General features: G+C 65.6%; 20 protein-coding genes. 9 read left to right on the top strand and 11 right to left on the bottom strand.

Annotated features, from left to right (window positions below; genetic code table 11):
- The first annotated feature begins 23 nt into the window (after positions 1–23).
- Complete coding sequence (locus J7I79_RS17005; RefSeq protein ID WP_214955184.1) at positions 24–1,211, top strand: 4-hydroxybenzoate 3-monooxygenase; 1,188 nt, start codon at positions 24–26, stop codon at positions 1,209–1,211.
- A gap of 42 nt (positions 1,212–1,253) precedes the next feature.
- Entirely contained in the window at positions 1,254–2,291 is a 1,038-nt protein-coding gene (locus J7I79_RS17000; protein ID WP_214955182.1) for an FAD-dependent monooxygenase, read from the top strand.
- Here the strand turns inward: J7I79_RS17000 and J7I79_RS16995 are convergent.
- From J7I79_RS16995 to purB, 8 genes are all read right to left on the bottom strand, one after another.
- The gene (locus tag J7I79_RS16995; RefSeq protein ID WP_214955174.1) at positions 2,269–4,053 is read right to left on the bottom strand and encodes an iron ABC transporter permease; all 1,785 of its coding nucleotides are present in this window, start codon (positions 4,051–4,053) and stop codon (positions 2,269–2,271) included. The two genes, J7I79_RS17000 and J7I79_RS16995, sit on opposite strands and share 23 nt — an antisense overlap.
- Complete coding sequence (locus J7I79_RS16990; RefSeq protein ID WP_214955171.1) at positions 4,050–5,132, bottom strand: ABC transporter ATP-binding protein; 1,083 nt, start codon at positions 5,130–5,132, stop codon at positions 4,050–4,052. Before J7I79_RS16990 ends, J7I79_RS16995 begins: the two co-directional genes overlap by 4 nt.
- A gap of 33 nt (positions 5,133–5,165) precedes the next feature.
- Positions 5,166–6,227 (bottom strand): extracellular solute-binding protein, encoded by a 1,062-nt coding sequence (locus tag J7I79_RS16985; RefSeq protein WP_251042925.1) that lies wholly within the window; start codon positions 6,225–6,227, stop codon positions 5,166–5,168.
- Positions 6,228–6,442: 215 nt separating this feature from the next.
- Positions 6,443–6,877 carry an acyl-CoA thioesterase gene (locus J7I79_RS16980; protein WP_214955167.1) on the bottom strand — a complete coding sequence of 145 codons (435 nt, stop codon included), beginning with the start codon at positions 6,875–6,877 and terminating at the stop codon, positions 6,443–6,445.
- 67 nt (positions 6,878–6,944) lie between these two features.
- Positions 6,945–7,448, bottom strand: coding sequence for a GNAT family N-acetyltransferase (locus J7I79_RS16975; protein ID WP_104175166.1), 504 nt, complete (start codon positions 7,446–7,448; stop codon positions 6,945–6,947).
- A gap of 132 nt (positions 7,449–7,580) precedes the next feature.
- Positions 7,581–12,461: an NAD-glutamate dehydrogenase gene (locus J7I79_RS16970; RefSeq protein WP_214955165.1), complete on the bottom strand. Its 4,881-nt coding sequence runs from the start codon at positions 12,459–12,461 to the stop codon at positions 7,581–7,583.
- A 130-nt stretch (positions 12,462–12,591) separates the two neighbouring features.
- Positions 12,592–13,263 carry a histidine phosphatase family protein gene (locus J7I79_RS16965; protein WP_214955164.1) on the bottom strand — a complete coding sequence of 224 codons (672 nt, stop codon included), beginning with the start codon at positions 13,261–13,263 and terminating at the stop codon, positions 12,592–12,594.
- The gene (gene purB / locus J7I79_RS16960) at positions 13,260–14,702 is read right to left on the bottom strand and encodes an adenylosuccinate lyase (RefSeq protein WP_214955162.1); all 1,443 of its coding nucleotides are present in this window, start codon (positions 14,700–14,702) and stop codon (positions 13,260–13,262) included. The genes J7I79_RS16965 and purB overlap by 4 nt, the downstream gene beginning before the upstream one ends.
- A 212-nt stretch (positions 14,703–14,914) precedes the next feature.
- Between purB and J7I79_RS16955 the strand changes: the two genes are divergently transcribed.
- Positions 14,915–15,220, top strand: a complete 306-nt coding sequence (locus J7I79_RS16955) for a hypothetical protein (RefSeq protein WP_251042924.1) — start codon at positions 14,915–14,917, stop codon at positions 15,218–15,220.
- On the top strand, positions 15,220–16,647 hold the full coding sequence (locus J7I79_RS16950) for a PE-PPE domain-containing protein (RefSeq protein WP_214955159.1): 1,428 nt from the start codon (positions 15,220–15,222) through the stop codon (positions 16,645–16,647). Before J7I79_RS16955 ends, J7I79_RS16950 begins: the two co-directional genes overlap by 1 nt.
- Positions 16,648–16,652: 5 nt before the next feature.
- Here J7I79_RS16950 and J7I79_RS16945 read toward each other — a convergent pair whose 3' ends face one another.
- Complete coding sequence (locus tag J7I79_RS16945; protein ID WP_214955157.1) at positions 16,653–17,078, bottom strand: phage holin family protein; 426 nt, start codon at positions 17,076–17,078, stop codon at positions 16,653–16,655.
- Between the two features lie 60 nt (positions 17,079–17,138).
- Here J7I79_RS16945 and J7I79_RS16940 point away from each other — a divergent pair, with 60 nt between their 5' ends.
- The 4 genes from J7I79_RS16940 (at position 17,139) to J7I79_RS16925 (ending at position 22,232) form a co-directional block, all read left to right on the top strand.
- Positions 17,139–18,257: a histidinol-phosphate transaminase gene (locus J7I79_RS16940; protein WP_214955155.1), complete on the top strand. Its 1,119-nt coding sequence runs from the start codon at positions 17,139–17,141 to the stop codon at positions 18,255–18,257.
- A gap of 148 nt (positions 18,258–18,405) precedes the next feature.
- Positions 18,406–19,641, top strand: coding sequence for a pyruvate dehydrogenase (acetyl-transferring) E1 component subunit alpha (pdhA, locus tag J7I79_RS16935; protein WP_214955153.1), 1,236 nt, complete (start codon positions 18,406–18,408; stop codon positions 19,639–19,641).
- Complete coding sequence (locus tag J7I79_RS16930) at positions 19,641–20,621, top strand: alpha-ketoacid dehydrogenase subunit beta (RefSeq protein ID WP_214955152.1); 981 nt, start codon at positions 19,641–19,643, stop codon at positions 20,619–20,621. Before pdhA ends, J7I79_RS16930 begins: the two co-directional genes overlap by 1 nt.
- A 39-nt stretch (positions 20,622–20,660) precedes the next feature.
- Complete coding sequence (locus J7I79_RS16925) at positions 20,661–22,232, top strand: dihydrolipoamide acetyltransferase family protein (protein ID WP_214955150.1); 1,572 nt, start codon at positions 20,661–20,663, stop codon at positions 22,230–22,232.
- 121 nt (positions 22,233–22,353) lie between these two features.
- Here the strand turns inward: J7I79_RS16925 and J7I79_RS16920 are convergent, their stop codons facing one another.
- Positions 22,354–22,692 carry a hypothetical protein gene (locus tag J7I79_RS16920; RefSeq protein ID WP_104175155.1) on the bottom strand — a complete coding sequence of 113 codons (339 nt, stop codon included), beginning with the start codon at positions 22,690–22,692 and terminating at the stop codon, positions 22,354–22,356.
- Positions 22,693–22,921: 229 nt separating this feature from the next.
- Between J7I79_RS16920 and J7I79_RS16915 the strand changes: the two genes are divergently transcribed.
- The gene (locus tag J7I79_RS16915) at positions 22,922–24,505 is read left to right on the top strand and encodes an AMP-binding protein (protein ID WP_214955148.1); all 1,584 of its coding nucleotides are present in this window, start codon (positions 22,922–22,924) and stop codon (positions 24,503–24,505) included.
- Between the two features lie 24 nt (positions 24,506–24,529).
- On the opposite strand, the gene J7I79_RS16910 is transcribed toward J7I79_RS16915, so the two are convergent.
- Complete coding sequence (locus tag J7I79_RS16910; RefSeq protein ID WP_214955146.1) at positions 24,530–25,267, bottom strand: VOC family protein; 738 nt, start codon at positions 25,265–25,267, stop codon at positions 24,530–24,532.
- Positions 25,268–25,420: the final 153 nt, after the last annotated feature.

The raw sequence follows: 25,420 nt of genomic DNA, 5'->3' as shown, positions 1-25,420 counted from the left end.
CGCGCAACGAAGCGAGGAACACCATGGCAGCACGCACCATCATCACCACCCAGGTGGCCATTCTGGGCGCCGGCCCGGCCGGGCTGATGCTCTCGCACCTGCTGGCCAAGGCCGGCATCGAATCTTCCGTGATCGAAATCCGCAGCCGCCAGGACATCCAGGAGACAGTCCGTGCCGGCATCCTGGAGCACGGCACCGTGAACATGCTGGTGGACAGCGGCGTCTCGGACCGGGTGCTGCGGGAAGGCGACCGGCACGACGGCATTGAGCTGCGCTTCAACGGCGAAAGCCACCGGATCGACTTCAAGGACCTGGTGGGGGAGTCCGTCTGGCTGTACCCGCAGACCGACGTGTTCATGGACCTCGCCGCACGCCGCGAGGCCGACGGCGGGGACGTCCGCTACAGCGTCACGGACACCACCATCCACGACATCGAAGGCAAGCCCAAAGTCTGGTTCACGGATGCCGACGGCGTGGAGTACGAACTGCAGGCCGATTTCATCACCGGCGCGGACGGTTCCCGCAGCCACTGCCGCTTCCAGATCCCCGAGGCGGACCGCAAGTGGTACTTCCACGAATACCCCTTCGCCTGGTTCGGCATCCTGGCTGAAGCGCCGCGCAGCTCCGACGAACTGATCTACGCCAACTCGGACAACGGTTTTGCCCTGATCAGCCAGCGGACCGAGACGGTCCAGCGTATGTACTTCCAGTGCGATCCCAACGAGGACGTGAACAACTGGAGCGAGGACCGCATCTGGGACGCCTTCCGCAGCCGCGTCAACGGCAACGGCTTCGAGCTCAAGGAAGGGCCGGTCATCGACAAGATGGTGCTGAAGTTCCGCAGCTTCGTCCACGCCCCCATGCGCCACGGGAAGCTCTTCCTGGCCGGCGACGCCGCCCACACCGTGCCGCCCACCGGCGCCAAGGGCCTGAACCTGGCAATCCACGACGTGAAGGTCCTGTTCGAGGGGCTGGAAAGCTACTACAGGAGCGGCTCCCCGGCGCTGCTGGACGCCTACAGCGACCGCGCCCTGGAGCGCGTCTGGAAGGCCCAGCAGTTCTCCTACTGGATGACGTCCATGCTCCACACGCCGGCGGACGCCGACGACTTTTCCCGCGCACGCCAGCTGGGCGAGCTTAACTCGGTAGTGTCGTCCCACCACGGCAAGGCCTACCTGGCCGAGGCCTACACCGGCTGGCCTTCCGCCTAAGCCGCACAACACGACTGCCGCCGTCGGGCATAACATCGGTCCATGGAAGCCATAACCATCGTTGGCGGCGGCATCGCCGGCCTGGCCCTTGCCGCGACGCTTGATCCGGATCGCTTCGACGTGGCCCTGCACGAGCAGCGGGACACCTTGCCAGCGGTGGAAACGTCCCTGGCCATGTGGCCGGAGGCCCAGCGGGCCCTCGGCTCCGTGGGGATCCTGCCGGCAATCCGGGCGGCGGGATCCGGATTCGAAGCCATGGCATTGCGGGACGCATCCGGGAAAGCACTGTTGCGTGCCGAGGTTTCCGGCGTGATCGGTGTTTCACGCGCGGACCTGCTGCGGCACCTGGACGCCGCTGTGCCGGAGCCGGTAGCCCGCGTGTTTGGGGCGGTAACATCGCTCCCCGAAACCGGGTTGCTGGTCGGAGCAGATGGCGTTCACAGCGTGGTCCGCCGGGCACGGTGGGGCCCTCGGTCCATGGCGCGGCTCAGCCCTTACCTCGCTTTGCGCGGCGTCATCGGCGGACCTGTTCCTGCGGACGCCGGCGGGGAATACTGGGGCCGCGGCGAATTGTTCGGCATTGCTCCGGCCTCCCGGTATCGGACGTACTGGTATGCCTCGTACCGGTCAGACCTGGGCCCGGGCGGCATCGACGTCGCGGCGGCGCTGGACCTCACCCGCCGGCGCTTTTCGGGGAAAGCCGCCGGAATCGGCCGCGTCCTGGTTGCGGCCACGCCGGAGGGGACCCTCGCCCAGCGCATCTGGACCGTGCCAGCCCTCGGACGCTACGCGCGGGAGGGTTCCGTGCTGGTGGGAGATGCCGCGCACGGCATGACACCCAACCTCGGGCGTGGTGCCTGCGAGGCCCTGGTTGACGCCGTTACCCTCGCGGAACTGCTCAACTCCCGTCCGCTTCCGGAAGCCCTGAAGGCGTACAACAAGCGGCGCGTCCTGCGCAGCCAGGCCCTGCGCGTGGCTTCTTCCGCCATGACCCGGCTCGTGCTCACCGAATCCGCCCAGCCGCTCCGGGACGGGATTCTCAGCCTCGCCGGACGGCTCAGCCGGTCCGCGCAGGGCTAGGTGAAACAGCGGCGGCCACTGTGCCCGGCGCGGCTACGGGCTTTCTGCCCTTGGAGCGGCGCCGTCCGCCGGATCTCCCGTACACGAGGTACATCGTCAGCCCGGTGATGACCATCAGCAGCACGGTGTAAACGAACGTGTTGGAAACTCCGTCCACGCCTTCTGCGCCGTCCGTGTTGGCTTTGATGACCAGTCCCAGCGGTTGGACCAGCGGGTGTGCCAGGAAAATGGCGGTGTCGTAGTCGTCCAGCATGCTGTTGAAGTTCAAGGCCGCGATGGCCGCGGCGGCGGGAAGGACCAGCGGCAGCAGAATGCGCCGGAACACGTAAAGCGTCTTGGCCCCCATGATGGCGGCCGCCTCCTCCAGTGATGAGTTCACCGACGCAAACGAAGCCTTGAGCATCCTGAGCGTGAAGGGGATCTTCACCGTGACGAAGGCGATGAGGAGAATGACGGTGGTGCCGGTGAGGACCGCGCCGCCCACCAGGGGGTTTGGGTGGTCGTAGCTGATGATCAGGCCGAGGGCCAGCAAAGCCGACGGCAGGATCCAGGGGATGTGCAGCAGGTACTCAAACATGGCAGTCACCCAGTTCTTGTGCTTCTGCAGGATCCGCGCCACAAACAGCAGGCCACCGACGGCAATGACCGCAGCAACTGCGCTGTACACAACGCTGATGACAAAGGGCCGCAGGCCTGAGGGCTGCGTCAGCACGCGCACGTAGTTATCCATGGTGAGGCTGTCCAGTGAGAGATGCCCCGTCTGGATGGCCGCGCCGTCCGCGAAGGAAAACAACACAATCAGCACCACGGGTAGCGTGTAAACCGCGAACAGCAGGTAAGCGGCCGCGTGCACGGCAACGTTGGCTGCCGGGTTGGCGATTTTCTGCTTCTGCAGCGCAGAGGAAACCTTGGACACCGAAAAGTACGTTCCGCCTTTTTCCAGGCGTGACATCACGGCGAGCATCAGGATGGTAGCCACGCCCAGGATGACGGCGAGCAGGGCGGCCAGATCCCGGGACGTGGGGCTGTTCGTGAACGTGAGGATCATTGGGGTGATGGTTTGGAAGTCGCGTCCGCCGAGGACCTGCGGGGCGCTGAGTGCCCCCAGCCCGGTGAGGAAGGACAGGATGGTCACGGCAAAGAGAGTGGGTTTCAGCGTGGGCAGCACAATGCGGCGAAGGATGGTCCACGTTGAAGCGCCGAGGTTCCTGGCCGCTTCGATTGTCTGGTAGTCGACGCCTTTGAGGGCGTTCGCGACGAAGAGCATGTGGTTGGTGGTGGTGGCGAACGTCATGACCGCCAACACTGCGAAGAATCCCGAAAACCAGCCGGGTTCCATGCCGGGAAAGACATTCAGCAGGAAAGCTGTGACGATCCCTTTGTCGCCGTAGATGAACTTGTAGCCCGCCGCCAGCACGATGCCGCCGTAGATGAATGTGGTGGCGTAGCCGAGGAACAGAATCCTGGAACCGCGGATCCGGAAGTAGTGGGTGACCAGGACGATGAAGATTCCCACTACGTTCACCGTGATGGAAAGCGCCACCGCCAGCAGGAAGCTGTTGCCCAGGGATTTCATGGCGCGCTGGGAGGAAAACAGCTTCTCCGCCGCCCGGCCCGAAAAGTTCCCGCCAGGGAAGAACGTCTCGATCAGCACGTTGGCGTTGGGCCAGACGAGGAAGGCTGCGATGAACCACGTCAGGACCGTTCCCACAATGATGACGAACGGGGAGCGGAGCATGCTTTTGGCTGAGGTGCCACTCATCGGATAGCTGCCGCCTGATTCTGCCTGGCCAGGGCGGCTCCGGTATCGAGGTGGTACTGCAGCACGTGGTCCGGCTGGACATACACGGTGGTCCGCGTCCCTGCTTCCGGATGCGCGCTGCCGTCCTCCTTGACCAGCAGCCGGATTTCGGCGCCGTGGCTCCGCACTACGTAGCGGGTGTGGAGGCCGTGGTAGGTGCGTGACACCACCTCTCCGGCAAGCCCGACGGACGTGCCGCCGTGTGCTGTACCGCCGGCTGCGGGAAGCGTCAGGGACGCCTTTTCCACCCGCAGGTAGGAATTGGCCGCCGTGCTGAGGCCGGCGCCGGAAAGGCGGTTCAGTTCAGCGACGAACTCCGCGGTCAGGGCGGAACTGTCGCCGATGAATTTGCACACGAACTCGGTGGCGGACTGGTCGTAGATAGCCTGCGGGGTGCCCACCTGCTCCACCGCGCCCTTGTTGAAGACGGCCAGGCGGTCACTCATGGCCAGCGCCTCGTCCTGGTCGTGGGTCACATAAACAGTGGTGATCCCGAACTCGCTCTGCAGGTCCTTGAGCTGCTGCCTCAGCTGGTGCCGCAGTTTGGCATCGAGATTGGAGAGCGGCTCGTCGAGCAGCAGGATCTTGGGCCGCAGCACCAGGGCGCGGGCAACTGCAACGCGCTGCTGCTGGCCCCCCGACAGTTCCGCCACGTTCTTGTCGAGCTGCTCGTCGCTGAGCTCCACGCGGCGTGCGATATCGCGCACCAGGCGGTCACTCTCGGCGGACTTCTCCTTCCGGACGCGGAGGCCGAAGGCGATGTTTTCCCGGACGCTCATGCTGGGGAACAAGGCGTAATTCTGGAACACCATCCCCACTTGGCGTTTGTCACTGGGCAGGCGCGTGACGTTCCTGCCGTCGACATGGACGGTTCCGGCGGACGGCTCGATGAAGCCGGCCAGGGTGCGCAGCGCTGTCGTTTTGCCGCAGCCCGACGGACCCAACAGGGTGAAGAATTCCCCCGGCCGGACGTGGAGGTCCAGGCGCGGGATGGCAATGAAATCACCGAAGGAAACTTCGATGTTGTCCAAGCGGATCATGGGAAACCTGTCTGTGGGCTGTTGAGGGGAGGGCTACGTCATGTACTCGAGCTCGATTTTCTCCACCCAGGCGCCCATGTTCTCCTGGACGAAGTTCCAGTCGATGTCCTGCTGTTTGAGCCCGTCGAAGAACTCAACCACCTCGGGCTTGGCCTTGGCAGCTGCGCCCTTGTTCACAGGCATGGAATTGAACTGCTGCGCCCATTCGCCCTGCACGTCCGCGCTCCCGAACCAGTCGATAAACTTCTGCGCCTGTTCCTTCTTGTCCGTGCCCTTCACGAGGGCCACCTGTTCCACCGCGAGCGGGACTCCGACGGACGGCACCACGGTTTCCACGCTCACCTTGAACGACTTTTCGCGTTCCGCCACGATCGAGGATGGCATCTGGCCCATATCCACTTCCCCTGACGCGATGCGGGCGAAGAGGTCGGTCTTCGCCACGGCCGGGCTGCCGTTCTGGAAGTACTGCTCCACCTGCTTCCAGCCTTCATCCGAGATGCCCAGATCGCCGGAATCGTCCCTGTAGCGGGAAAGAATGCCGGCGAACACAAGCTGCGCCGTGGCCGTACCCAGCCCCGTGACCCGCTCATAGCGCGTCTTGAACTCGTCCTTGGACCACAGGTCCGTCCAGTCCTTCGGCGCCTGCTCCGAGGTGATCTTGTCCGAGTTGTAGCCGAGCATGATTGCCTGCTTCACCAGCGGCCAGTAGGCCTTTTCGTCGTCGCTGTCGGCGAGCGAGGCGTCCACCTCGTCTGCCCAGGCCGGCTTATAGGCCTCGATGGCATCGGCTGCTTTGACCTGCGCGAAGTACATGTTGTTGAGGCCGAAGGCGACGTCGGCAATAGGGTTGTTCTTCTCGGCGATCAGCTTGTTGGTCGCGTCGGCGCCGCCGGCGCCCACGATCTCAATCTTGAAGCCGGCCTCCGCAGCCTTCTTCGTCAGCCACTCTCCGCGGCCCTCGCCGTTGGAGTTGGTGTACACAACCAGCGTGTCGCCGGATGCCCCTCCTGCGGAGGAGCTACCGGAGGTTTCGGGGGCGGCGGAGACGGCACCGCAGCCGGCCAGAAGGGTGACGGCGACGGCGGCGGCGACCATTGTTTGGAATTTGTGCACGATTGAGACCCATTTCTGAACTGGAACCGGAGCATTGTCCGGCAAGCCTATAGCGGCCCATGCCGATTAGTGCCGTTTATAGCTATCGATTCGATAAACTACTCGGCCTCGGTGTTCGAGTCTGGTGCAACTGCCGCAACAACGTGCACCCGTGGGTTTAACGCACGGTGAACTTCCGGGCCGCCCCGGGGGTTGAATCAGTCCTGTTCCAGGGTCTCCGTCAGGTGGTGCGTGGGGATACGGTCGCGGTCGTAGGTGATCGCGGTATAGCCGTGGGGTTCGGGCTTGCCGTGCGGGCTGAGGTTCACGAACACGATCTCCTCGATGGTGAGGATGCTTTGCCGGGTGATCATGTTCCGCACTTCGGCGCGCATGGTCAGTGATGTCCGGCCGAAGCGCGTGGCGGTCAGTCCCATTTCGATCAGGTCGCCCTGCACCGCGGAGCTCACGAAGTTGATCTCGGAAATGTACTTGGTGACGGCCCGGCCGTTGCCGAGCTGCAGGATAGCGTAGATGGCCGCTTCCTCGTCGATCCACTTCAGCAGGCTCCCGCCGAACAGGGTGCCGTTGGCGTTGAGGTCTTCGGGGCGCACCCATTTACGCGTGCGGAAGGTAATGTCTGCCGATTCCATAATGCGAGATTAGCCGACGGCGGCCGGGCGGCCGCAGTGTGACGGCGGCAGCCGCCTGCCGCCGTCGTCAGGCCATGGCCGTGTGGGCGGCGCTGTGTGAATCGATCTTCTTCGCGTAGCAGTAGGAGTGCTCCACTCCGATGTAGGGGCCGAAGTTGGGCACTTCGTCGAACCCGCAGCTCTGGTAGAAGTTCCTGCCGTCCGGCTGGGCCGAGCCCGCCTCGGCGGTGATCGAGGTGACGCCCATTCCGTAGGCGTGCGCCTCCAGTGCGGCGAGAATGGAGCTGGCAACGCCCGAACCCCGCGTGTACGGCAGGACGTACAGCCGCTTGATCTCCGCCGTGGTGGAGTCCAGCATCCTCAGGCCGCCGCATCCCACCGGCTGTCCCGAGCTCTTCTCATAGGCCACCAGGAATATGGCAGTATCCGCTTCCGACGGCGGCGGCCCGGGTTCGTGGTCCTTCGTACCGAAGCGCGCGTCCAGTTCCGCCTGCTGGGCGGCACGCAGGTCGGCGCCTACGGGGTTTGCCCAGGTGACCTGCCTGATGTTGAGTCGGGGATTGGTCTGCATCACTGCCTCGCTTCGCCGAAGGGTTATGCAAAATAAGCCTAAGAGGGTGCCATTTCCGCGGTGTTTCCTGCGCGTAAGCGTCCGGAGAACTATGGAGTCGGAGCTCCGCGACGGGCCTCGCGACGGCTGGGCCTAGCGCCGCACCAGCGTCCGCAGCAGCTTGAGGGCCACTGAGATCGAGTGGATGTCAGTCTGTCCGGGCCTGGTGGCTTCCGCGAACGTGTCCTTGATCCGCACCAGCTGTTCCTGGTGGCCGCGTTCCCAGGCCACGATCCGCTCGATTGAATCAGCGCTTTCGGCGTCAGCGCCCTTCGTCATCTCCATCACCGAAATAGTCATGTCGGCGACGGCTGAATAGACATCGTCCCGCAGTGCTGCCCGGGCGAGTGCCTCCCACCGGTTCTCCCGGGGAAGAGCCGTGATGCGCAGCAGCAGCCTGAGTGCGCCGATCCGCGCAAACACGGTCCAGTACAGGTCCATGATCCGTTCGATGGGTTCATCGATCTGTTCCGAAATCAGGGAAATGTCCAGCAGCCCGAAGCTTTCGAGGAGGGCGCCGGCGCGGCGTACCAAGTCATGGGGCAGCCCCACTCCGTCCCAATGTGCCTGCCGTTCCTCGACGAGGTCGATGCTGTCACCGCGCAGGAAGTCCCGGGTCCTGTTCCGCAGCAGCTCCAGCGTGGGCATGATCCGCGCGAGGGCCTCGGCAACGGGCTGGTCGCGATGGTCGTGGGTGACATACCAGCGGATGGCCCGGTCGAGGATCCGGCGCATGTGCAGGGTCAGCTCTGCGGCGTGTTCGCTGGGGAACGCGGGTGGCAGCTCGGCCACCCGGTCCACGAACCGCTGCAGGTCGTAGGCTTCGCGGGTTGCAACGAATGCCCTGGCAACAGCCGCGGCGGTGGCGGTGGTTTCCTCGATGGTCCGGAAGGCGAAGGTGATTCCGCCGAGGTTGATCATGTCGTTGGCCAGGACTGTGCAGATGATCTGCCGGCGCAGCGGGTGGGCATTGAGTTCCGCGCCAAAACGGTCCGCGAGCTGATGTGGAAAGTAGCTGCGGAGCACCCGTTCGAACCAGGGATCCTCGGCGACGTCGCTTTCGCTCAGTTCCTTGGCAAGTTCGATCTTCGCATACGCCGCCAGCACGGACAGTTCGGGTGCCGTGAGGCCTTTGCCGGTCAGCAGCCGCGCATGGAGCTGTTCTGTGCTCGGCAGTCCTCCCAGCCGCCGGTCAAGGTCGGAGGCGTTCTCCAGCCAGTCCATGGTTCGCTCGAACCCGGGGCTCCAATCCAGGACCAGGGCCCGGTCGTTGTGCAGCAGGGTGTTCTGGTCGCGGTTGTTTTTCAGCACAAGTCGTGCCACTTCGTCCGTGAGCGAGTGCAGGAACCCCGTGCGTTCGGACGCTGCCATCCTGCCTGTGGCGATCATACGGTCGATGAAGATCTTGATGTTAACCTCATGGTCCGAGCAGTCCACCCCGGCCGAATTGTCGATCGCATCGGTGTTGAGCAGGACGCCGCCCAAGGCGGCTTCAATCCGGCCGAGCTGAGTGACGCCGAGATTGCCGCCCTCGGCAATGATCTTGGCCCGGACCTCATTGCCGTTGATCCTGATGGGGTCGTTTGCCTTGTCGCCCACGTCGCCGTGCGTTTCGGAGGACGCCTTGATGTACGTCCCGATGCCGCCGTTGTAGATAAGGTCCACCGGCGCGCGCAGGATGGCCTGCAGCAGCTCGGGCGGAGTCATCATCGACGTCGTGCCCGGGAGCCCGAGCGCCGAAATTACCGGGGCAGTGATGGGGATGGACTTTGCGTGGCGCGAATACACGCCGCCGCCCAGGCTGATCAGCGAGGGGTCGTAATCCGCCCAGGACGATCGTGGCAGCAGAAACAGGCGGCGGCGTTCCGCCAGCGAGCCGGCCGCGTCCGGGGTCGGGTCCAGGAAGATGTGCCGGTGGTCGAAGGCTGCCACGAGCCGGATGTGGTTTGACAGGAGCATCCCGTTGCCGAACACATCGCCGCTCATGTCGCCGATGCCGGCGACCGTGAAGTCTTCCCGCTGCGAGTCGATGCCGATTTCGCTGAAGTGGTGCTTGACGGACTCCCAGGCGCCGCGGGCCGTGATGCCCATCTGCTTGTGGTCGTAGCCTGCGGAACCGCCTGAGGCGAAGGCATCGCCCAGCCAGAAGCCGTACTCGAATGCCACGGCGTTGGCCGTATCGGAGAATGCGGCGGTTCCTTTGTCGGCCGCCACCACGAGGTAGTAATCGTCGTCGTCGTGTTTCACTACATTCTCCGGTGAAATGACCCGCCCGGGAGTACCGCGCGATGGCACCGTTCCGACGTCGGACGGGTCCAGGTTGTCCGTGACGTCCAGCAGCCCGCGGACAAAGTCCTTGTAGCTTTCCTCCCCTTCCGTGAGCCAGGCGGTACGGTCAGAGACCGGACTGGGCAGCCTTTTGGGATAGAAACCGCCCTTGGCGCCGGTGGGGACAATCACCGAATTTTTGACGGTCTGGGCTTTGACGAGGCCAAGGATCTCGGTGCGGAAATCCTCACGCCGGTCCGACCATCTCAGCCCGCCGCGCGCCACGGGTCCGAACCGTAGGTGCACGCCTTCCACACGGGGTGAATAGACCCAGATCTCAAATTTCGGCCGGGGGTAGGGTGCTCCGGGAATGTCGGAAGGCCGGAGCTTGAAGCTCAGGTAGGGCCGGTGGCGGAAGAAGTTAGTGCGCGTTGTCGCCTCTATCAGGTTCAGGAAGGTCCGCAACAATCGGTCCGCTTCCAAGGACGGGACGGCGTCGATCGCGTCGGCCACTGCGGCGCGGGCGGCAGCCGTATCCTGGAGCCGCCGGGAGTGGCTGAGTTCGGGATCGAACCGGGCACGGAAAAGGCTGAGTAGTGCGTGGGTGGCGGGCACGTTGGCCAGCAGGGTGTCCGCGATGAAGCCGTAGGTGTAGATGGTTCCCAGCTGCCTCAAGTACTTGGCGTAGCTGCGCAGGATGACCACCTTGCGCCACGTGAGCTCCTCCCGGAGCACCAGGGCGTCGAAGCGGTCAGATTCTTCGTCCCCCTGGACGGCGGCGCTGAAGGCTTCCGCCAGCAGCGCGCTGGTCCCGGCCGGGTCAACGCCGGCGGGATACCTGACGCCGAGGTCGTACAGGAACAACTGCCGGTCATTTCCGCGGATCACATCGAAGGGCCGTTGGTTCAGCACCTCCAGGCCGAGGTTGTGGAAGAACGGCAGGATCTGCGTCAGGCTCTGGGCGCTGGTGAGGTAGAGCCGGATCCGGGCGTCTTCGGCCAACGTTGGGGACGCATCGGTGCGGAAGTAGACGGCCAGCTGCGGATCGTTCAGCGGCCGACCGCCCGTGCCGTCCAGATCGAACTGCTCAAACCGCCTGATGTCTTCCACTGCGTCCTCGACGTCGAAGTCGGCCCGGTAGCTGGCGGGGAAGGCCGCGGACCACAGCGCCGACAGCCGCGTGGCCTCGGCGTGCGGCAGCCTGTCACGAAGCGTTTCGTCCAGGCCTTCAGCCCAGGTCCGCGTCGCGCCGACGAGGCTCCGCTCCAGCGCAGCGGGATCGACGTCGGGGATCCCGCCGCCAGGCAACAGTATCCGGAAGAAAACGCGGGCCATGGGCGATTCACTCAGCCGGACTTCGAATTCGAGCGAGGAGGACCTGAAGGCCTGCTTGAGCTCCTGTTCGATCCGGAGCCGGACGGTGGTGCTGTACCTGTGCCGGGGGAGGAACACCAGGGCGGTCATAAAGCGGCCGTAGCTGTCAGCCCGCAGGAACACCCGCGTCTGGTGGTGGGCCTGCAGGAGCAGGATCTCGCGGGAGAGCCGGGTCAGTTCGTCCAGGCTCAGATGGAACAGCTCATCCAGGGGGAAGGACTCGAGGACGGCCAGCAGCTGTTTGCCGGGATGGGAGACCTCGGTGAAGCCGAAGCGTTCCTGGACTGCGCGCACCTTGTCCCGGATGACCGGGATGCGCCGCACGGACCGGCCGGTGGCCCCCGGAGCGAACAGTCCCACGAACCGGATCTCACCCGGTGGCTGCCCTGCGCTGCCGAAGGTCCGAACGAGGATTTCATCCAGGTACGCCGGGCGGGGGACGGACGATCTCACGTCCGCCGTGGCGAGCGTGAGAACCTGCGAATGCGGAAGCCCGGTGACCGGCTGGCGGGCTTCCGGCCGGCCGTCCCTGAGCAGGCCAAGCCCCGAGCCTGGCCGTAGTTTTACGCTCTCCGGGCCGCCCGCCGTCGGGTATTCATACTCGCTGTACCCCAAAAACATGAAGTTTCCGCGGTCCAGCCAGCCCAGGAGCTCACCGAGCTGCTCCGGAGCCGGAGCCGAGCCGGCGGGCAACCGGTCCATAGAGCCGATCGCACGCGCGAGGCGGGAGTGGATGGCGGGGGTGTCATCGGCGACCACCTGGACGTCAGCCAGCACCCGCCTCACATTGTTCATGAGCTCCGCGATGGCCCGCGACCCAGGCAAGCGGCCGATCTCTGCCGCCACCCAGGTTTCCGACATCCACCCCGGAAGGTCCTGGGCGGTTCCGGCAGCACCGGCCTCACCTGCCGTGACCGCCCCACCCACGATTCTGCCCGCCGCACCGGATGGCGAGGACCAATGCCGCACCTCCAGCAGCCGGTGCGTCTGTGGGTCCCGGCGCACCAGGAAGGTGGGGTGGACCAGCAAACGGATGGCTTCGTTTTGGCGGGTCAGCTCGGCAGTGAGCGAATGGAGCAGGTGCGGCATGGCGTCTGCAACCACCAGCAGGACGCTGGCGTCGTTTTCATTCAGGAAGTCGACGGCCGCCGTTCCTGCCGGGCGGCCGCCTGCCAGTTCCGCATGCTGCCTGGCCCTCTGCTCCAGGTTTTCGGGACTATATCCCTGGAGGTCCTCCGGCGCTACGTGCTCGTAGTAGGCCGAGAGGAATTGTTCTTCGAAGCCGTGGAGGCTGGCGGGTGCATGCTCCGTGTGTACCGATCTGTGTGACATGCCACTGCGCCTCCACCGTGCGGGGAGCAACCGCGTGCCGCGGCCGACCATCCTGTCCCCACGCCTGCTTTCATCATGGCCGGGTTCAGGGGAGCAGTCCAGTGCCGGTTAGTGGCGTGGATTGCCGCCGCTAGGCCGGGCTGCCAGTCGGATCTTCAGCGGTGGGGTCTGCCAGCGCCAGGCCGCCCACGGGGCTGTCGTCCCAGTGGATGAGCTCCCAGCCGTTTTCGGGATCGCCGTCCAGTGCCACGATTCCGGTATTGTCCAGCGCGTGCCTGACCGCAAAGCCGGGTTCGATGTTACCGGCCCGGAGGCCGGCCCACACGCGGATCGCAGCGCCGTGGCTGACCACGGCTACGGATCCGGAGTTGCCCGCTCCGTTTGCCCGTGCCGCTATTTTGGCGATCGCGGCGTCGTAGCGCCCGAAGAAGTCCCGGCCGCTGGGCCCGGCAGGCATGCGGCGGTCCAGCTCGCCGTCGGCCCAGGAAAAAATAGTGCCCAGGTAGCGCTTGTGCGATTCGTGGTCGGTCAGCTTCTCCAGCGCCCCGGCTTCGATCTCGTGAATTCCCTGGAGCACTTCAGTTTCCAGCCCGTGCACCCGGGCCAGGGGTGCGGCTGTGATCTGCGTCCGGATCAGGGTGGAAGCGTAGAGGGCGTGGATCCGCTCTTTCGCCAAGGCGCGGGACAGCGCCTCAGCCTGTCGCTCGCCGAGTTCCGTCAGCCCGGGCCCCGGGTGCGCGGTGTCCAGCTGGCCCAGGACGTTGCCGGGCGTCTGGCCGTGCCGGATGAGCAGGAGCCTCATTTGAGGTGGTCCACCAGCTGGTCCGCTATGCCGGTGTACTTGCCCGGGGTCAGGGCCAGCAGCCGTGCTTCGGCGTCCGCGGAGAGGCCCAGGCCCTGCACGAATTCCTGCATCCGGGCGGCGTCCACGCGCTGCCCGCGGGTCAGGTCCTTGAGCCGTTCGTAAGGGTTTTCCATGCCTTCGACGCCGGCAATCGCCTCTGCCCGCATCACCATCTGGATGGCCTCGCCCAGCACCTCCCAGTTGGTGTCGAGGTCGCCGGCCAGGACGTCCTCGGCCACATCCAGGCGCTCCAGGCCCTTGACGACGTTGGAGATGGCGAGCAGGGAGTGCCCGAACGCCACGCCGATGTTGCGCTGCGAGGACGAGTCGGTGAGGTCGCGCTGCCAGCGCGACGTGACCAGGGTGGACCCCAGGACGTCCAGCAGCCCAGAGGAGATTTCCAGGTTGGCCTCGGCGTTTTCGAAGCGGATCGGGTTGACCTTGTGCGGCATGGTGGAGGACCCGGTGGCGCCTGCTACCGGGATCTGCGCGAAGTAGCCGATGGAGATGTAGCTCCAGATGTCCGTGCACACGTTGTGCAGGATCCGGTTGAAGCGCGCGACGTCGGCGTACAGCTCGGCCTGCCAGTCGTGGCTTTCGATCTGGGTGGTCAGCGGGTTCCAGGTCAGGCCCAGTCCCTCGACGAACGACTTCGCGACCTGCTGCCAGTCGGCGCCCGGCACGGAGGCCACGTGGGCGGCATAGGTGCCGGTGGCACCGTTGATCTTGCCCAGGTATTCGGTCTTCGCGATCCGGTCCAGCTGGCGGGTCAGGCGGTGCGCGATAACGGCCAGTTCCTTGCCCAGTGTGGTGGGCGTGGCGGGCTGGCCGTGCGTGCGAGACAGCATGGGAACACCGCGGTTGTCGTCGGCCATCTTGCTGATCTGGGCCACCAGCGCCTTGGCGGCGGGCAGCCACACGTCCTCCACAGCACCCTTGACGCCCAGGGCGTACGAGAGGTTGTTGATGTCTTCCGACGTGCACCCGAAGTGCACCATGGCCGTCAGCCGTTCAATGCCAATCGCCGGCAGCCTGCGGCCGATGTAGTACTCCACGGCCTTGACGTCGTGCACCGTCACGGCCTCGATTTCGGCCAGCTCGGAGACCGACGCGGAGTCGAACTCAGTCACGATGGCGCGAAGCTGATCCTGCTGCTCCGCTGTCAGCGGGCCTGCGCCCGGCAGCACGTTGTTGCTGGTCAGGTGAATGAGCCATTCAACTTCCACGGCCACACGGTCCCGGTTGAGGGCCGCCTCGGACAGGTAGTCCACCAGGGGCGCGACGGCGGACTGGTACCGTCCGTCCAGCGGGCCCAGGGCAATCTGGTCCGGAGAGGCGGCAAGGGCCAGGCGTCCGGAAGGCGTACGGGTGTCAGCTGTGGCGGCAGTTTCAGGCATGTCCTGATTCTTTCACGAAGTCGCGCCGCCCCTTAAGCGCAGTGTCCGTGTGACTTCCCCTCCCCCGGCACTGCCGGTGCGCCGAGACGTCCGGATTATCCACATGGCCGACGCCGGCGGTTCCGGGCCGCTTCAGCGTTCTGTAGCGTCGGGATCACCGAAAATTCCGGAGCGGACAGCTAGGCCAACGGAAAGGACCAGGGGGAATGGAAATGAGCGGCAGCATCACCGCAGCAGATGCCAATGCGTGTGGCTCACGGAGCTTCGAAGTGCAGCAACTGGCCTGGCGGGTTGCTGACTTAGCGAACAGCCTCGACGCCTCGATGCTCAGGTTCCGGCGCGTGCAGATGGCGGAGTGGCAGTCGCCGGCCGGGCAGGCGTACCGCACCGCCGTCTCGTTGCAGGCGGCCGCGCTGGGTCGCGCAAGGGAGCGGCTGATGGCGGCCTCCGACGCCGTACTCCGCCACTCACAGCAGGTCCCGGTCTCCTCCCAACGGACGCCCGGAGGCGGTTTCTGATGGCCGAGGCCACACCCTCCGGAAGCAGTGGACCGCTGGCTCCGCTGGAGCCGGCAACGGACGGGGACATGCGGATCCGCGGCGGCGTCGGCGGCATCCGTTTCCAGCTGGAGGAGCTCATCGCAGGTGCGGCTGAACTGGAGGGCCTGGCCGACGAACTCGCCGCGGTTGAGATCGGTGTCCGGCGGATCTGGGAAGAGCTTTGTCCCTACCAGTACGAACCGCGGCCCAGCGGCACCGCGGCACTCATCGCCGTCGGTGAAGGCGGCCAGTCGGTCCGCGCCGTCAGGGAAGAGCTGCAGCACCTCAGCAGCCAGGTCCGGGCGAGCCGCCGCGACTACGAGGAAGCGGAGGCGCGTGCGGCAACAGGAGTCCCCCAGCCGCAGGACGGCTGGGCCTTCCTGCCCCTGCTGTTCGTGGATCTGACCCAATCCAACTTCCTGAGCCGGGACGCGGCCGAGGCTTTGGCGCCTCCCTTGTCACTCGGATTGGCGTTGGGCATTGCCCCCAAGGAACTATCACTTGCCTTGGCAGCCGAAATGGCCGCAGGCCGCGAATTTTCCGCCATCGGTCCGTTGATCCGCCGGCTTGCGGAGGGCTCCTTTCCTATGCTGAAACCCCGGCAGGTCACCGCCGTCGAGGAACTCACGCGCGACGTCGCCGTGGACACCTCGCCCGCCGGCCTCCTCGCCAGGCTCCGTGAGCTGGACGCCGACGGCCACGGAAGGATTGAGGTCGTCCAGGTTGAGAACGGCGGCCGCAGGGCGTTCGTTGTCATCATTCCAGGCACCCAGCCCGGCGAGCCGCCCGGGGGCAGCAACCCGCTGGATGAGGCGGGGATTGCAGAGGCGCTGGGGTACGGCTCGGAACACGTGAATGCGGCCGTGCTGTCGGCGTTGCACCAGGCCGGTGCCGTTAAGGGGGACCAGGTTGTGGCTGTGGGCTACAGCCAGGGCGGGGCGCATGCCATGAACCTCAGCAGCGACAGGGCGTTCCTGGCCGAATTCGACCTCAACTACGTTCTGACGGCAGGATCACCGGTCGGCGGAATCACGCCGCAGCCCGGAATCCCGTCGCTCCATCTGGAACACCGCCAGGACTGGGTCCCCGGCAGCGACGGGACTCTCAATCCGGACACCCGGGACAGGGTCACGGTCACGTTGACCGGCAGGGAGGTTACTCCGCCGGGTGAAGACCCCGGGCTCGGACCCGGCCACAAACTTGCCAACTACGAGGCAGGCGCCAAGGCAGTTTCCGCGAGTGAAAATTCCTCCCTGGCAGCAAGCACGGCGGTCCTGGCCGGTGTCCTGGGTGCGGGTGGTACAGGCACTGCCACCCGCTTCGCGCTCAACCGTGAGCCCCTGGCTACGCCCGCCAGCAAGCCGGGTCCGCCGCCTTCGGGCGCGGCCAAATGGGTTGCACGCTAGCCGGTTTAGCGCCGGACTCCGGTGATCCTGCCTGCCACGAGGGAAACCACAGTGATGATGATGGCTGCCAGCACAGCAGTCCAGAAGAACGAGTCGATGGTGAAGTGGACAGGGGTGTAACTACTCAGCCAGGACGTCAGGTACAGCATGGCTGCGTTGATAACGATGGTGAAAAGCCCCAGCGTCAGGATGGTGATCGGCAGGGACAGCAGGCTCACGACGGGCCGTACAAGTGCGTTGACCAAGCCAAAGATCAGGCCGATAAAGAGGTAGGCAAGGACCACTCCCAGCGGGTCGGTTCCCTGCGTGACGCCGCCCTGGGCCACTGCTTCCGTCGTCGCGGTGGTGGAGATGTCCAAGCCGGGCAGGATCCAGCTCGCAATCCAGAGAGCCAGGCCGTTAATGAGAACACGCACGATGAAAGAAAACATGGCCCCATGCTTTCATACAGCGGAGGAAACCGGCAGGGACGGAGAAGTAGGCTAGTTGGCATGACTTCACCAGAGAACACCGCGGGGGGAATCAGGGCCCGCCCGGTGGTGGACAGGCTTCCCCGTTACGCCGCCGGCAAGCCTCCCGCCGCCGTGGAGGGCCTCGAGAGCTACAAACTCTCCTCCAACGAGAACCCGCTTCCGCCCATCCCTGCAGTGTTGCAGGCCATCGCGGACCAGAGGGACTTCAACCGCTACCCGGATCCCCTCAGCAGCAAGCTCCGCGGCGCGCTTGCGGACTTCCTGAACGTCCCGGCCGAGGACATCGTCACCGGCGCAGGAAGCCTCGGCGCCCTCAACCAGCTGTTGGTGACCTTCGCCGGCCAGAACGACGACGGCAAAGCCGACGAAGTCATCTACGCCTGGCGGTCCTTTGAGGCGTACCCCATCTGCGTCGGGCTTGCCGGGGCAGAGAGCGTCAGGATCCCGCTGACCGCCGACGGCCGCCACGATCTGGATGCCATGGCAACCGCCGTGACGGCGCGAACCAAAGTCATCCTTCTGTGCACACCCAACAACCCCACCGGTCCCATCCTGGAAAAGGGCGAAACCGAACGGTTCATTCGCCAGGTCCCGTCGGACGTCGTCATTGTCATCGACGAGGCCTACCAGGAGTTCGTGCGGGCCCAGGATGCCGTGGACGGCATCGAGATGTACCGCAAATACCCCAATGTGGTGGTCCTGCGGACCTTCTCCAAGGCGCACGGGCTGGCTGGCCTGCGCGTGGGGTACAGCGTCTCCAACCCGGACCTCACGCAGCATCTCCGCGTGTCCGCCACGCCGTTCGCCGTATCCCAGATCGCCGAGCGGGCAGCCATCACATCGCTGCAGAACTTCAGCCAGGTTGTAGAAAGGGTACAAAGCCTGGTGGACGAACGCGACCGTGTCACGGCCGGACTGCGCAGCCTGGGCTGGTTCGTACCGGACGCCCAGGGAAACTTCGTATGGCTCGATCTGGGTGAAAACAGTGCGGAGTTCGCAGCACTGGCGGGAGAGCAGGCGTTGTCCGTGCGGGCTTTCGGCAACGAGGGCGTCCGGGTGAGTATCGGCGAGGTGGAAGCGAACACCCGCTTCCTCGAACTCTGTGCGAACTATACAAAGCCGCCACGGCGTTCCTAGCGCTTAACATAACGCCCGGGCTCCGCCTACTGCGGATAAAGTAAGGGACAGTAAGCCAAAATATATGCCGGACCAGGAATGTATTCCCGGTCCGGCATATATCCCAGCGATATTGCGATGCACTTAGTGCGGCAAGCGAGGAGACGGTATGGGCGCCACACATCTGCCCGCTACCGAGTTCGACGGAACCGGGGTAGACGACCAGCTCGAGGCGGAAGCCGAGGCCGTTCTGGGTGAGCCTGCAGCACCCATGGTCCAGCTCCTGGGGCCCGACGGCATTTTGGGCGAGGACTCGGTGTTTTCCGAATACGCCAACCGCCTCGACGCCGAAAAGCTGCGGGGATTCTACGCGGACATGGCAGCCATCCGGCGCTTCGACCAGGAAGCCACCGCTCTGCAGCGGCAGGGCCAGCTGGCGCTCTGGGTGCCGCTCACCGGCCAGGAAGCCGCCCAGATCGGTTCAGGCCGGGCCAGTCAGCCGCAGGACTATATTTTCCCCACCTACCGTGAACACGGCGTAGCCCTCACCCGCAACGTTGACCTGGCCGAGCTGCTCCGCCAGTTCCGCGGAGTGTCCAACGGGGGCTGGAACCCCAAGGACACGAACTTCCACCTGTACACCCTGGTCCTGGCCGCCCAGACCCTCCACGCGGTGGGCTACGCCATGGGCATCCAGCGGGACCAACAACTCGCGGCGTCATCGGATCCCGCGGGCACGGAACCTCCCGCCGCAGTCATCGCGTACTACGGGGACGGTGCCAGCTCAGAGGGCGACGTGCACGAATCCATGGTTTTCGCGTCCTCCTACAAGGCTCCGGTGGTTTTCTTCTGCCAGAACAACCACTGGGCCATCTCGGTGCCCAGCACCGTGCAGACCCGCATTCCGTTGTCCAACCGTGCCAAGGGCTACGGCTTCCCGGGCATCCGCGTGGACGGCAACGACGTCATCGCCGTGCACGCCGTGACGGAGTGGGCGCTGGACCATGCCCGGCAGGGGAACGGTCCGGTGCTCATCGAGGCCTTCACCTACCGTGTGGGTGCACACACCACGGCGGACGATCCCACGAAGTACCGCCAGTCCGCCGAGGAGGATGCCTGGCGGGCCAAGGATCCGCTGGCCAGGCTGGAAAAGTACCTGCGCTCGGCGGGGCTTGCCGACGACGACTACTTTGCCAAGGTCAAGGCCGACGGCGACGAACTTGCCGCGTATGTCAGGCGCACCACGCACGACCTCGAAACGCCGGATATCCGGTCCGCGTTTGCCAACACGTACGTGGAGCCGCACCCGCTCGTGGCGGAGGAACTGGCCTGGTTCGAGCAGTACAGCGCGGGATTTGAAGACGGTGCCGGTTCCGACGCGGCAGCAGGAGAGGCGGCCAACTGATGACCACCATGACCATTGCCAAGGCCATCAACGAAGGCCTCCGCGCCGCCCTGACCAACAACCCCAAGTCGCTGCTGATGGGCGAGGACATCGGCCCGCTCGGCGGCGTGTACCGCGTCACCGACGGGCTGATCGCTGAGTTCGGGCCCGACCGCGTTGTGGACACCCCGCTGGCTGAATCCGGCATCATCGGCACAGCGATCGGACTGGCCCTGCGTGGCTACAGCCCCGTTTGCGAAATCCAGTTCGACGGCTTCGTTTTTCCCGGGTTCAACCAGATCACCACACAGCTGGCCAAGATGCATGCCCGCAGCAACGGCAACCTCACGGTTCCCGTTGTCATCCGCATTCCGTACGGCGGCGGAATCGGTTCGGTGGAGCACCACTCCGAATCCCCCGAGGCGCTGTTCGCGCACACCGCGGGGCTGCGCATCATCACCCCGTCCAACCCGCACGACGCTTACTGGATGATCCAGCAGGCCGTCGAATGCCAGGACCCGATCATCGTCTTCGAACCCAAGCGACGCTACTGGCTCAAGGGCGACGTGGACACCGAGGCGCCGGGGCGCGCGGAGGATCCTTTTAAGGCACACGTGCTGCGGGACGGTACAGACGCCACGGTGGTCGCCTACGGTCCGCTTGTTCCGGTGGCGCTGGCAGCTGCCAATGCCGCGGCTGACGACGGCCACAGCGTGGAAGTCATCGATCTGCGGTCCATCTCGCCGATCGACTTCGACACCGTCACCCAGTCCGTCCAGAAGACCGGCCGCCTGATTGTTGCCCACGAGGCACCCACCTTCGGCGGCATCGGCGGGGAAATCGCGGCCCGAATCAGCGAGCGGGCGTTCCTGTCCCTCGAGGCCCCGGTGATCCGCGTGGGGGGCTTCCACATGCCCTACCCCGTGGCCAAGGTGGAAGAGGACTACCTGCCGGACATCGACCGCATCCTGGAGGCGCTGGACCGCGCCCTGGCCTACTGACGACTGCCTACTGATGACGCCTTCCAAACCGAGGACCCCATGACTGTGAACAAGTTCAACCTCCCCGACGTGGGCGAGGGACTCACCGAGGCCGAGATCGTTTCCTGGAACGTCAAGCCCGGTGACACCGTCGCGATCAACGACATCCTGTGCGAGATCGAAACGGCCAAGTCCCTCGTGGAGCTGCCGTCGCCGTTTGCCGGCACGGTCACGGAGCTTCTCGTGCCGGTGGGCGTAACTGTCGACGTCGGCACGCCGATCATCAGCGTGAGCGACGCCGTTTCCGGCGACCCCACGCCGGCGGATGTCCCTGCTCCTGCAGTGCTGGCGGCTCCGGTCGCTGACGCACCCCCCGCTGACGCACCCCCCGCTGGCGCACCCCCCGCTGACGCACCAATGTACGGAAACCTTCCAGAGGACGGAGTCGAGCCGCCGGCAGCTGCCGGCAGTGCCGCCGGCCCCCTGGTGGGCTCCGGTCCCAAGGCCGACGCCGTCAAGCGTCGCCCGCGCAAGGCCTCGCCGGCCGCCGTCGTAACACCCGTGCCGGCCGCAGCGCCGTCGCCGCCGGCAGCGCCCGTATCCGTGGCCGAACCGGTCGAGGCCCAGGGCATCTGGATCAACGCCGGTGCGCCGTCCGCCCCCGATGCTGCGTCAGCCACCGAAGAAGGCGCTGCGCGCCCGACCCTTGGCGGCACCATCAGCGGCCTCGTGAACCGGGTCCTCGCGAAGCCTCCTGTTCGCAAAATCGCCCGGGACCTCGGGATCGATCTGGCCGACGTCGTGGCCACCGGCGCACGGGGCGAGGTCACCCGCGAGGACCTGGTGAGCTACCAGGCCCAGCGCGACGCCGAAGTGGACAAGGCGGACACCTTCTGGGGCAAGTCCGGACGGCCGCAGGACCAGCGCATCGAGCGGATTCCCGTCAAGGGCGTCCGCAAAGCCACGGCCAAGGCCATGGTGGAGTCCGCGTTCGCCGCCCCGCACGTCAGCATCTTCGTGGACGTCGACGCCAGCCGCACCATGGAGTTCGTCAAGCGGCTCAAGGTGTCGCGCGACTTCGAGGGCATCAAGGTTTCCCCGCTGCTGATCCTGGCCAAAGCCGTGATCTGGGCGGCCGCCCGCAACCCCAGCGTCAACGCCACGTGGGTGGACAACGCCGACGGCACCGATAGCGCGGAGATCCATGTCAAGCACTTCATGAACCTGGGCATCGCGGCGGCCACCCCCCGCGGTCTGATGGTTCCGAATATCAAGAACGCCCAGGACCTTTCCCTCAAGGAACTGGCCCTGGCACTCAATGACCTTGCCACGACGGCGCGGGCCGGGAAGACGCAGCCTGCCCAGATGCAGGGCGGCACCCTCACCGTCACCAATATCGGAGCACTGGGCATCGACACCGGTACTCCGATCATCAACCCCGGCGAAGTGGCCATCGTGGCCTTCGGCACCATCAAGCAGAAGCCCTGGGTCCTGGACGGCGAAGTCATCCCCCGCTGGATCACTACCCTGGGCGGCTCGTTCGACCACCGTGTGGTGGACGGTGACCTCTCGGCACGCTTTATGGCCGACGTCGCCGCCATCCTCGAGGAGCCTGCCCTCCTGCTGGATTAGCGCCACCTGGGTAAGGACCTCCCGGATTGGGACGGCCAAGCAAAAAAGGAACCCAGCCGCTGGAATTCAGCGGCTGGGTTCCTTTTGCGTTGGTTGCAGGAGGCTTGTCTGCGGGAGCGGCCTAGTAGGCAGGGTACGTCGCGAGCAACTGTGCCAGTGCAGGGTCGGATGACATGCCGCTGAGGCCCACAGCCGCTGCGATCATCGCACCGGAAAAGCCGGTCAGGCAGGCCGTAACCACTGCGAAGAACTTCCAGTCATCGCGCATGACGCTCCGGACGGTCTCCGGCAGGTTCAGGCCGGGCGTGATGAGGTTGGGGGCGCTGTCCGTGGACCCGTCGTCGAGGAACGCGATCACCCTGTCATTGGCGCGGTCCACGCGCATGGTGCTGATGTGGTTGCCGTGGCGGGCAAGAAGGATGTCGTGGCCTACGAGCTGGCGCCGCTGAAGCGTAAGCATAATGTTCCCCTGAAGTCGTCGGTACTCGGATGTCCGCTTCATCGAGTACCCCTCAATTTTACCGGCGAAAACCGCGCCATTCCGCCGAAAACGGGGTGAGGCTGCTTACCCGGGGGCGTGATGCCGGTCAAGCCGGGGGCGCCAAATGCTTGACATGCCGAACTAGAGTTGCACCAGCTGCCGCTGTCAATTGCCGCCAGCTGCTGGAGCGGATCAAAGGAGATGTTGCGTGTTTTCGAGCCCCTTCCCGGACGTGGTCATCCCGGACCAAAGCATTTACCAGTACCTTTTTGACGGCCTCACCGAAGCGGACCTGGACCGGACCGCCGTCGTGGACGGGGTCAGCGGGGCGGAGACCACCTACCGCCAGTTGGTTGCGCAGATCGACGCCGTGGCGGGTGCGGTGTCAGCGCTCGGACTGGGGCCGCACGGGGTTGCCGCGATGCTCTGCCCCAACATTCCCGCGTTCGCTGCGGTCTTCCACGGACTGCTCCGGGCCGGCGCCGCCATCACCACCGTCAACTCGCTCTACACCGCCGATGAGCTGACACTTCAGCTCCAGGACGCCGGGGCCACCTGGCTGTTCACCGTCTCGGCACTGCTCCCGGGCGCCGAGGAAGCCGCCGACCGTGCCGGAATCCCGGCAGACCGGCTGGTGGTGCTCGACGGCGCCGCGGGGCACCCGTCGCTCAAGGACCTGCTCACCGCCGGCGCGCCGGCCCCGAGCGTTTCCTTTGACCCGGCAACCCACGTGGCGGTGCTGCCGTACTCGTCCGGGACCACAGGGCGGCCGAAAGGCGTGAAGCTGAGCCACCGGAACCTCGTGGCCAATGTGGAACAGTCCCGCGGGCTGCTGAACGTGCGGCACCAGGACCGGCTGCTCGCCCTGCTACCGTTTTTTCACATCTACGGGCTGACCGTCCTGCTGAATATTGCCCTGCGGGAACGGGCCTGCCTGGTCACCATGCCCAGGTTCGAGCTCGCCGAGTTCCTGCGGATGATCCAAGACCACAAGTGCACCTACCTGTTCATCGCCCCGCCGGTGGCCGTGGCATTGACCAAGCACCCGCTCGTTGCCGAGTACGATCTCAGCTCGGTCCACACCACACTGTCCGGCGCTGCGCCCCTGGATGGTGAACTCGGTGCTGCCCTCGCCGAACGGCTGCAATGCCGTGTGCTGCAGGGGTACGGAATGACGGAGATGAGCCCGGTGTCGCACCTGATCCCGGCGGAGGCCACGGACGTTCCGGTGAGCTCGGTGGGCTTCACGGTGCCCAACATGGAATGCCGCCTGGTGGACCCTGCCACCGGCGAGGACCTCGAAATTCCGGCGGAGGGCACCAGCGCGCCCGGCCATCTGCTGTGCCGGGGACCGAACGTCATGCTTGGCTACCTCAACCGCCCTGAGGAAACGGCGGACACACTGGATGCAGAGGGCTTCCTGCACACGGGCGACATTGCGACGGTCCGGGCCGACGGTGTGGTGACGATTGTGGACCGGCTCAAGGAACTCATCAAATACAAGGGCTACCAGATCGCCCCGGCGGAACTCGAAGCACTGCTGCTGACGCACCCCGGCATTGCGGACGCCGCGGTGATCGGAACGCCCGACGCCGACGGCCAGGAAGTGCCTCTGGCGTTCGTTGTGCGGCAACCGGGAGAGCATGGGCAGGCGCTCGATGAAGCGGCCGTGATCGACTTTGTGGCCGCCAAAGTGGCGCCCTTCAAGAAGGTCCGCCGGGTGGAGTTCATCGAGGCCGTGCCCAAGTCCTCCTCCGGGAAGATCCTGCGCAGGCTTCTAAGGAACGGCTAGGGCGTGTCCCCTCTAGGCTCTGCGTCAGCCCGGGGTGAGGACGCAGAACTCGTTGCCCTCCGGGTCGGCGAGGCACGCCCATGGCACATCGCCCTGGCCGACGTCTGCGTAAGTGGCGCCCAGAGCCCGCAGCCGGGCCACCTCTGCCGCCTGATCATCACCGGGGTACGGCATCAGGTCGAGATGGACACGGTTCCACACGGTCTCCTCGCCGGACGTGCGAAGTAATTCCAGATACGGTCCGACGCCCTTGCCCGAACGCAGCCTCGCATGATCGTCGTTCACCTCGTGCAGGGTCCAGTCCGTAGCCTCGCTCCAGAACCGGGCCATGGCCCGCGGATCCGCGCAGTTGACCACCACCGTGGCGATCGGCCCGGTGTCCCGATAGATCTCCCGAGGCTCCAGTACACAGAACACATTGCCCTCCGGGTCGGCCAGGACTGTCCACGGCACATCACCCTGGCCCACATCCGCGGGCGTCGCACCGAGCTCCAACAGGCGCGCCACCAGCTCCGCCTGATGGGCCGCAGAACTGGTGGCGAGGTCGAGGTGCGTGCGGTACCTCACCGTCTCGGGGTCCGGGACGGTGACGACGTCGACGCACACGGCGGTGGGGTCCGGCCAGGCGAAGCCCAAAGGTTCAACATTGGTCACCCCGGGTCCCTCGCTGGACACACCCCAGCCGAGCGCCTCCGCCCAAAACCGGCCGAGGGCCGAGTCATCCCGAGCCTTGAAATTCACCTGAACAAGTCGCAGCGCCATACCGCCCGACCCTATACCCGGGTCAAACCCGGGTATAGGAGGCACGCCCTAGGAGACTGCTGAATTAGTGGGCTTCTTGGCTGCTGGCCATTGGTTTTCTTCTTATGGCAGCGGTGTGAGTCTGACCGTACGGGATCTGATGGGGCCGCCGCG

Source organism: Arthrobacter sp. ISL-69, from assembly GCF_018613775.1.
GTDB lineage: Bacteria > Actinomycetota > Actinomycetes > Actinomycetales > Micrococcaceae > Arthrobacter.
Note: the sequence above shows the minus strand (reverse complement) of the source record. Positions and strands in the feature narration are given on the sequence as shown.

Coding starts and splice junctions, on each gene's coding strand:
- J7I79_RS17005 (WP_214955184.1), top strand. CDS start 24: ATGGCAGCACGCACCATCATCACCACCCAGGTGGCCATTCTGGGCGCC.
- purB (WP_214955162.1), bottom strand. CDS start 14,702: ATGCCTGAAACTGCCGCCACAGCTGACACCCGTACGCCTTCCGGACGC.
- J7I79_RS16950 (WP_214955159.1), top strand. CDS start 15,220: ATGGCCGAGGCCACACCCTCCGGAAGCAGTGGACCGCTGGCTCCGCTG.
- J7I79_RS16965 (WP_214955164.1), bottom strand. CDS start 13,263: ATGAGGCTCCTGCTCATCCGGCACGGCCAGACGCCCGGCAACGTCCTG.
- J7I79_RS16945 (WP_214955157.1), bottom strand. CDS start 17,078: ATGTTTTCTTTCATCGTGCGTGTTCTCATTAACGGCCTGGCTCTCTGG.
- J7I79_RS16975 (WP_104175166.1), bottom strand. CDS start 7,448: ATGCAGACCAATCCCCGACTCAACATCAGGCAGGTCACCTGGGCAAAC.
- J7I79_RS16920 (WP_104175155.1), bottom strand. CDS start 22,692: ATGCTTACGCTTCAGCGGCGCCAGCTCGTAGGCCACGACATCCTTCTT.
- J7I79_RS16985 (WP_251042925.1), bottom strand. CDS start 6,227: ATGGTCGCCGCCGCCGTCGCCGTCACCCTTCTGGCCGGCTGCGGTGCC.
- J7I79_RS17000 (WP_214955182.1), top strand. CDS start 1,254: ATGGAAGCCATAACCATCGTTGGCGGCGGCATCGCCGGCCTGGCCCTT.
- pdhA (WP_214955153.1), top strand. CDS start 18,406: ATGGGCGCCACACATCTGCCCGCTACCGAGTTCGACGGAACCGGGGTA.
- J7I79_RS16925 (WP_214955150.1), top strand. CDS start 20,661: ATGACTGTGAACAAGTTCAACCTCCCCGACGTGGGCGAGGGACTCACC.
- J7I79_RS16970 (WP_214955165.1), bottom strand. CDS start 12,461: ATGTCACACAGATCGGTACACACGGAGCATGCACCCGCCAGCCTCCAC.
- J7I79_RS16980 (WP_214955167.1), bottom strand. CDS start 6,877: ATGGAATCGGCAGACATTACCTTCCGCACGCGTAAATGGGTGCGCCCC.
- J7I79_RS16955 (WP_251042924.1), top strand. CDS start 14,915: ATGAGCGGCAGCATCACCGCAGCAGATGCCAATGCGTGTGGCTCACGG.
- J7I79_RS16995 (WP_214955174.1), bottom strand. CDS start 4,053: ATGAGTGGCACCTCAGCCAAAAGCATGCTCCGCTCCCCGTTCGTCATC.
- J7I79_RS16990 (WP_214955171.1), bottom strand. CDS start 5,132: ATGATCCGCTTGGACAACATCGAAGTTTCCTTCGGTGATTTCATTGCC.
- J7I79_RS16940 (WP_214955155.1), top strand. CDS start 17,139: ATGACTTCACCAGAGAACACCGCGGGGGGAATCAGGGCCCGCCCGGTG.
- J7I79_RS16930 (WP_214955152.1), top strand. CDS start 19,641: ATGACCACCATGACCATTGCCAAGGCCATCAACGAAGGCCTCCGCGCC.
- J7I79_RS16910 (WP_214955146.1), bottom strand. CDS start 25,267: ATGGCGCTGCGACTTGTTCAGGTGAATTTCAAGGCTCGGGATGACTCG.